The organism is Bacillus hominis (assembly GCF_018332515.1).
Lineage (GTDB): Bacteria > Bacillota > Bacilli > Bacillales > Bacillaceae_G > Bacillus_A > Bacillus_A hominis.
The window spans coordinates 41,827-49,241 of sequence record NZ_BOQD01000080.1 but is presented as its reverse complement, the minus strand read 5'-3'; the positions used below and the strand labels follow the sequence as shown (position 1 = coordinate 49,241).

Annotated in this window: 6 protein-coding genes and 1 pseudogene; 3 read left to right on the top strand and 4 right to left on the bottom strand. The window is 36.2% G+C overall.

Features of this window, described 5'->3' with window-relative positions; all coding sequences use genetic code 11:
- Positions 1-331: pseudogene (locus tag KI356_RS09575) on the top strand (DUF1648 domain-containing protein); the annotation flags it as partial.
- Between the two features lie 40 nt (positions 332-371).
- Here the strand turns inward: KI356_RS09575 and KI356_RS09570 are convergent.
- The 4 genes from KI356_RS09570 to KI356_RS09555 form a co-directional block, all read right to left on the bottom strand.
- Positions 372-1,202, bottom strand: a complete 831-nt coding sequence (locus KI356_RS09570; RefSeq protein WP_002117266.1) for a CAP domain-containing protein — start codon at positions 1,200-1,202, stop codon at positions 372-374.
- A 465-nt stretch (positions 1,203-1,667) separates the two neighbouring features.
- Positions 1,668-2,996 carry a (Fe-S)-binding protein gene (locus KI356_RS09565; protein ID WP_128282227.1) on the bottom strand — a complete coding sequence of 443 codons (1,329 nt, stop codon included), beginning with the start codon at positions 2,994-2,996 and terminating at the stop codon, positions 1,668-1,670.
- The gene (glcD, locus tag KI356_RS09560; RefSeq protein ID WP_212935326.1) at positions 2,993-4,405 is read right to left on the bottom strand and encodes a glycolate oxidase subunit GlcD; all 1,413 of its coding nucleotides are present in this window, start codon (positions 4,403-4,405) and stop codon (positions 2,993-2,995) included. The genes KI356_RS09565 and glcD overlap by 4 nt, the downstream gene beginning before the upstream one ends.
- 117 nt (positions 4,406-4,522) lie before the next feature.
- Entirely contained in the window at positions 4,523-5,638 is a 1,116-nt protein-coding gene (locus KI356_RS09555) for a CdaR family transcriptional regulator (RefSeq protein ID WP_212935325.1), read from the bottom strand.
- Positions 5,639-5,774: 136 nt separating this feature from the next.
- Between KI356_RS09555 and KI356_RS09550 the strand changes: the two genes are divergently transcribed.
- Both KI356_RS09550 and KI356_RS09545 read left to right on the top strand, forming a co-directional pair.
- Positions 5,775-6,746, top strand: coding sequence for a YncE family protein (locus tag KI356_RS09550; RefSeq protein ID WP_212935324.1), 972 nt, complete (start codon positions 5,775-5,777; stop codon positions 6,744-6,746).
- On the top strand, positions 6,743-7,414 hold the full coding sequence (locus tag KI356_RS09545; protein ID WP_078202984.1) for a response regulator transcription factor: 672 nt from the start codon (positions 6,743-6,745) through the stop codon (positions 7,412-7,414). Before KI356_RS09550 ends, KI356_RS09545 begins: the two co-directional genes overlap by 4 nt.
- The last annotated feature ends 1 nt before the right edge of the window (position 7,415 follow it).

Here is a 7,415-nt window from a genome sequence, read left to right as displayed (position 1 = left end):
GATGTTTGTCCATATACTAATTCTCTTTATTAATTTGGGAAATATTATATCCTTTCAGATAGGACTAACGATTGGAATTAGTATGTTTCTTTTTATGTTTAGTAAAGTGTTTGAAAAGGTGAAGGATAGAGAGAAAGAACCGATCAAATTACAAAAAATCCGTTTAGTTAGTAGGCGAATCTTTCAAGGGATGGCATACAGCATATTATTTTCATTGTTTTTGAACTTGAAGTGGGGATTTTATGTGTTACTTAGTGTAATAAGCTGCGGGTCTATTTTGTTTATGTTCTACATTTTCTACGCGTACATAATAGAAAGTTATGAAACTTAAAAAAGAGTCTTCTCATCATGAGAAGACTCTTTTAATCTATTTACTTCGTAATAAATTGTTGTGTCCAGTAGTTTCCGCTTTCTACATAGCCAACACCGATATGAGTGAAGCCACTATTTAAGATGTTTGCACGGTGTCCAGCGCTGTTCATCCAAGCTTGTACTACTTCTTCAGGTGTACGTTGGCCTTGAGCGATGTTTTCACCCGCAGATGTATAAGAAATACCAAATTTCTTCATCATGTCAAACGGAGACCCGTATGTAGGGCTGTTATGATCAAAGTAGTTGTTTTTTTGCATATCTTCAGACTTAATGCGTGCTACTTTGCTTAATTCAGTATCGATTTGTAATGCTGGTAAGCCTTGTTTTGTACGCTCAGCGTTTGTTAATTCAACAACGCGTTGTTCGAATTCGCTTAAAGATTTTGCTTCTTCAGCAGGCTTTTGCTCAGCAGGTTTTTGTGTCTCGTTTTGAGTATTGTTGTTTTCAGCAGGTTTTTGAGCTTCTGGTTTAGCCACTTCTTCAGCAGGCTTTTGTTCAGCAGGTTTTTGAGTTTCCTCAGCAGGCTTTTGAGCTTCTGGCTTAGCTGTTGGTTGTTCAGTTACAACATTTTCAGTAGGCTGTTGACCAGGAATGAAGCAATCTTGTTGGAATTGACCTTGATTCCATTGTGCTAAAGATTCAACTCCCATAGATTGTAAGAATGCTTGTAATTCTTGTTGGCTCATTTGTTTCATCATTACTTTTGAATGCTGAATATTTTGAACCTTTATGTTAGATGGTTGTACTGTTGCAGCTTGTGCATCTAAAGATGATACTCCTAAAGTAAGAGCTGTTGCAGCAGCTACAGATAATAAAACACGCTTTTTCATGATGTGTGTCCCCCTATATAAAGTTTTAATTTGTTTTCACACGCTTTGTTTTTGACAGCCTGTCTGACTGACAAATTCATCGTAGCATACAATTTACAAGAAAAAAGATGGAAAAAAATTCATAGACTTCGAAATTACCTAATTTATCCTAAGAGAAGAAAAGGGCAGAAATAAGAGAAACATAGAGTGTAAAAGGAATTTTTAGCATTTTTATACTTGGTTTTAAGAGGGTGTTTTTGGATAAATCTACCTAAATCGAAAATAAAGAATCCTATTGTATCAATGGTTTCAGCATTTTTTTAAGGAATATACTGGATTGATTTTTACAAAACTGTAATGTTTCTGTTGTTCTTTTTTATAATAAAGTAACATATTCTTAATGTTGTAGCGGACAAAAAAGCGGCTATCTCTTTACATAGACGAAGGAGATAGCCGTTTTCCTATTATTACGTATGTTACGAGTTATTACGAGTTAGTTTCAATTGCTTCTAATAATAGATCAACAATGTGAATTCCTCTCATTTTATGAGAAAGGTCTTCACGTTCAATACCTAGTTTCATTTGTAATAGACATCCAGGATTTGCAGTAACAATTGTCGCCGCATCTGTTTCATGCACACATTCCATTTTGTAATCTAGAAATTCCATTGATAACTCCGAATGGACAATATTATAAATACCAGCAGAACCACAGCAACGGTCCGCATCTTTCATTTCGCGATATGTTGCGCCTTGGATGGCCTCTAGTAACATACGAGGCGCAGAAGATGTTCGCATAACATTACGTAAATGACAAGAATCTTGATACGTAATAATTTGTGGCGTGAGTCGTAAGTCAGTACGTTTATGGAAATCTAATTCTACTAGTATAGCAGTAATATCTTTAATTTTAGAAACAAACTGCTTTGCTCGCTTTGCCCACTTAGGATCATCTTTTAATAAATAATCATAATCTACGAGATAAGCTCCGCAACCACCTGCATTGGTAATAATATAGTCGATGTTTAAATCTTCGAATGCTTTTATATTTCGTTTTGCTAATTCTTTTGCTCCGCTCTTTTCACCAGCATGCCCATGTAATGCCCCGCAGCAACTTTGTGTTTTCGGAATAACGATATCACAACCAGCTAACTGAAGAAGTTTCATTGTTGCGTTATTTGTTTCTAAAAACATCGTATCCATTAAGCAACCTGTGAAGAATGCAACTTGTTTCTTCTTTACCACCTCAGCAGGTAAAAATTCAGGACGATCTTTCATTGCTTTCATTTTAGGGACTTTTGGCAAAACGAGATCCATCGTTGCAAGTGTTTCAGGAAATAACTTCATAATACCTGTTTTATGTGTTAGCGTTTGTAAACCAGAACGTTGATAAAATCCGATAAGTCCAGTTAATGTTCTCATTCGATTTTGATGCGGGAATAGTCCTTCAAAAACGACTTTACGAACAGCTCTCACGGGCATCGAGAACTTTTTATTTTGATTTATAATATCACGAGCTTCTTCTAATAAATGTCCATAATTCACACCAGATGGACAAACAGGTTCACAAGCGCGGCAGCCAAGGCAAACGTTTAATGTATTTTCAACATCTTCATCCGGCTCAATTAAACCATCAGCGACGGCTTTCATTAATGCGATACGCCCGCGTGGTGAATGCGATTCTTTATATCCAGATTGAATGTAAGTAGGACAAGTCGGTAAACAAAAACCGCAGCGCATACAATTTAATAGTTCATCTTCACTTAATCGTTCTTTAAATTCTTTTTGAATGTTTTCTTTATTTAATGTGGTCATCGCTCAACCACTACTCTTTTACGAGAGTCTTTCGCGAACATTTTTCCAGGATTCATAATGTTATTTGGATCGAAGGCTTGTTTAATTCCTTGCATAGCAGCGATACCCTCTTTACCTAATTTCATTTCTAAATACGGGGCTTTCATCGCGCCAACACCATGTTCACCAGTAATCGTACCACCAAGCTCAATCGCTTTCGCAAATATTTCAGCAAAAGCTTGTTCAGCACGGTGCATTTCTTCTTCATTACGTGCATCTGTCATACAAGTTGGGTGTAGGTTGCCATCACCAGCATGCCCAAAAGTACAAATAGGAATATTATATTTTTTTGCAATTGCATTAATTGCTTCAACCATTGGAGCGATTTGTGAGCGTGGCACAGTTGCATCTTCTAATATTGTTGTCGGTTTTAGTCTTGCAAGTGCTGATAGTGCACTACGGCGTGCTGTACGAAGCGCATCTGCTTCGGCTTCATCTTTTGCAACGCGAACATCGACCGCATTCATAGAACGGCAAACGTTAGCCATTTTTTCGATATCTCGATTGACAACCTCGGGCGGGCCATCTTGTTCAATTAATAAAATTGCTTTGACGTCAGTTGGTAAACCGATTTGTGCAAACTCTTCTACAACTTCAATTGTTGGTTGGTCTAAAAACTCAAGTGTCGCCGGAATAATTTTATTTGCAATAATAGCAGAAACAGCTCGAGCAGCTTCGTTAATATCTTCATATAGCGCAAGCATCGTTTTCTTCGTTTCAGGCATAGGGACAAGTTTTAATATAGCTTCCGTAACAACACCAAGTGTTCCTTCAGAACCAATAAATAAACGAGTTAAATCATAACCAGCTACATCTTTTGCTAATTTACCGCCAGTGCGAATGATATCGCCGTTCGGTAAGACAATTTCAAGCCCCATTACATAATCACGTGTTACGCCATATTTTAAACCACGTAATCCGCCAGAGTTTTCATTAATGTTACCGCCGATTGTAGAAATTTTCATAGAGCTTGGATCTGGTGGATAAAATAAACCTTTTTCTTCTACTGCTTTAATAATATCAAGTGTAATAACACCAGCTTGTACAGTAATTGTTAAATTCTCTTCGTCAATTTCTAAAATATTGTTCATATGGCGGAAAATAAGGACGATACCGCCTTCTAATGGACACGTTCCAGCGCAAAGATTTGTTCCAGATCCGCGAACATATACAGGGATTGCATGGGTGTTACACACTTTTAACACGTCTGCTATTTCATTTGTATTACGAGGAGCAATGACTGCATCAGGCATTGCTTGGAAGTTTGGAGTGGCATCATAACTATAAGTTAAACGCCCCATATTGGATGTATCTACATTCTCTTCGCCAACAATAGATACGAATGAATTAATAATTTGCTTTTCTAACATTGGAAATCCCCCTCAAACTGTTAACGTATTTCGTTATAATAAAAAACGTTGTAACAGTGCTTTCATTATAATGATAAAAAAGTTGGGGGATTCTTTCTATGTACAATCATCTAAAGATTAATCTGTTTTATCGTTATTTTTTGTATGATTATCTAATAAGAGGAGTGCGAAGTATAAAACATTTAAATCTTTGAATTGTTTCGGGTCAAGTCCTGTATGTTCTTCAATCTTTTTTAGCCTGTAATGTAATGTGTTAATGTGTATATGTAATTGCTCAGCTGTCTGCTTATAAGATTGGTTATAATCGATAAATAAACGTAAAGTGTGCATAAGCTCAGGAGCTGATACTAAGTTTTTAATGGTACGCTCTAGAAACTGTTCCCGGGTTTCGGTAGAAATATCTTGTAAGCACATTTCTAAACGTAAATCTTCATTGAATATAATTTTTTTCGTTTCAAGTGATACTGAAAGGGCGCGTAATGCTTGTTCGTACGATAAGTTCATATTGCTTGGCGTAACTGTTTGTCCAATCCCGATATATAAAGTAATAGAAAATAAAGTTTCACAGTCTTGTTTTAACCGTTTTAAAAATTGAAAGGTTTGCTCTTTGGATTGCATTGTTGTAAACAAAATAAACCGATCATTTCCCCAGCGAACAAATAAATTTTCTTTTGCTAAAATGTTGCGCATATGTTGCCAAATTTTACGCTGGAGCATCGTATTATCTTGGGCGATTGATAATAAAATAAGTTGTTTCTTCTTATATAAATCAATGCCAAGCGTTTTTGCACGATCTAGAAAACTTGGAGACCAGTCTGTATTTTGAAGCCAATCAAAGACAAATGCTTCATAAGAACGGTGCTCAAGTTCTAGTTGTTCCAAAAAGTAGTTTTCATGAATTAATAATTCGGTCATCTTACGTAATATTTCTCCGTATTGTGAAATGTTTTCAGGTTCTCCTGTAATTCCAATCACGCCGATTACTTCGTCATGGAATAGTAAAGGAAGATTCACCCCAGCTTTTACACCTTGCATTCGTCGTTCATCATCTTTTGTAATAATGACAGTGTTCTTTTGTTTCGCACAGCGGAGTGCACCTTCATGAAATTGACCGATTCTCTCCGCATCTGTACTTGCGATAATAACTCCTTGTATATTAATAATAATAATGTTTTCAGTAATTAATCTGCGTACTTCACGTACAATTTTATTCGCTAAATCAGGAAAAAGCATAATTTGCACACCTCAAATTCTATTTGTTGTACATTATATATGTAAGTTTATTAATAAAGGAAGATTTCACATTTTCCACACATTTATTTGTTATTTTACAATTATAACGAAATCATCCGAAGATGGAGGGAATCTTTTGAGAAAGTATGTTTTTCTTCTCTGTTTTTTATTTCTATTAGTAGGGTGTCAAGGAAGTTCATATACACCGATTACTAAAGATAAAAGTGTTATTATAACAACGAATATAAAGGAAGGTAGTATTAGTTTTATTGATAAAAAAGCTAAAAAGTTAATCGGGACATGGGAATTAAATGAACCGATGGCAGGAATTGCACTACTTCCAAATAACGAGGAAATACTTGTATACGGCAAGCAGTTAGAATATATGTATGTATATTCACTAGCAGAAGGAAGGCAAGTGGAAAAATATAAAACAGGAAAAGGAATTGTGAATGTAGTCGTATCAGAAGATAAAAAACAATTATTTGTTGCCGATCAAAATGCTCAAAAGGTAAGGTTCTTTACGATAGAAGGGAAAGAGACAGGGAGTGTTTCAACAGGAAAAGGGCCGATAACGATGGTAGAGCATCATAATCAGTTATCTGTACTAAATTTTTATGATACGAAACTAACAACAATTGATACAAAGAAAAAAGAGGTTATCCAATCCTTTATGATACCCCCAGCATCAACAGGAGCGACGATTAGTCCTGATGGGAAAGAAATATGGATTGGCGGACATGGTGATGGAAGTCAAGTGAATGAGAAAGTATTAGTGTATTCATTACAGAGCGGAGAAATGGTACGTTCTTTACACGCTCCGTTTATGCCTGTGAATATAACAAAGGATAATAAGTACGTCTATGCATTAAGTCACGGTTCGAATACACTTAGAAAGTTTGATGTTAGCACGTATAAAGAGGTAGCTTCTGTAGAAGTAGGATCGAACCCATTTGCATTTTTAAAGAGCGGGGCAGAAGGATACGTAGCTAGTTATGATAGCGATGAAGTATGCGTAATGGATATGAAGAATTTGAAAATAAAACAAACAATTAAAGTCGGAAAAGGACCGTTTCAACTCATAGAGAGAGAAGGGGAAGGACAATGAGTAAATATAAAGTGCTAGTCGTAGATGACGAAAGTGATATGAGGCAACTTGTCGGAATGTACTTAGATAACTTCGGATACGAGTGGGGAGAAGCTGAAAATGGAAAAGAGGCACTTCGAAAATTAGAGACGGATCATTACGATTTCGTTGTACTAGATATCATGATGCCAGAGATGGATGGTCTTTCGGTTTGCAAAGAAATTAGAAAAACATCAGATGTACCGATTATATTTTTAACAGCAAAAGGTGAAGAGTGGAATAGGGTGAACGGCTTACGTATGGGAGCAGATGATTATATTGTAAAGCCGTTTAGTCCTGGGGAATTAATCGCTCGTATGGAAGCTGTTTTAAGACGATATACAAAGCAAGAACAGCAAGAGGAGATTCAGTTTGGACCAATCCTTATTAATGAAAAAAGTAGACGAATTGAGACGGATGGACAAGCAGTATCACTTACGGTTAAAGAGTTTGATTTACTATATTTCCTTTGCCAACATAATGGACAAGTATTTAGCCGGGAACAATTGCTTGAAAAGGTGTGGGGATATGATTATGCAGGAAGTACAAGAACGGTAGATACGCATGTGAAAACGATGCGTCTAAAGCTCGGAGAAAGTGGAAACTACATTCAAACCGTTTGGGGTGTAGGTTATAAATTTGAGGTGTAAC

Excerpts from the sequence above, each read along its gene's own strand:
- KI356_RS09570 (WP_002117266.1), bottom strand. The coding sequence starts at position 1,202 with ATGAAAAAGCGTGTTTTATTATCTGTAGCTGCTGCAACAGCTCTTACT.
- KI356_RS09565 (WP_128282227.1), bottom strand. The coding sequence starts at position 2,996 with ATGACCACATTAAATAAAGAAAACATTCAAAAAGAATTTAAAGAACGA.
- glcD (WP_212935326.1), bottom strand. The coding sequence starts at position 4,405 with ATGTTAGAAAAGCAAATTATTAATTCATTCGTATCTATTGTTGGCGAA.
- KI356_RS09555 (WP_212935325.1), bottom strand. The coding sequence starts at position 5,638 with ATGCTTTTTCCTGATTTAGCGAATAAAATTGTACGTGAAGTACGCAGA.
- KI356_RS09545 (WP_078202984.1), top strand. The coding sequence starts at position 6,743 with ATGAGTAAATATAAAGTGCTAGTCGTAGATGACGAAAGTGATATGAGG.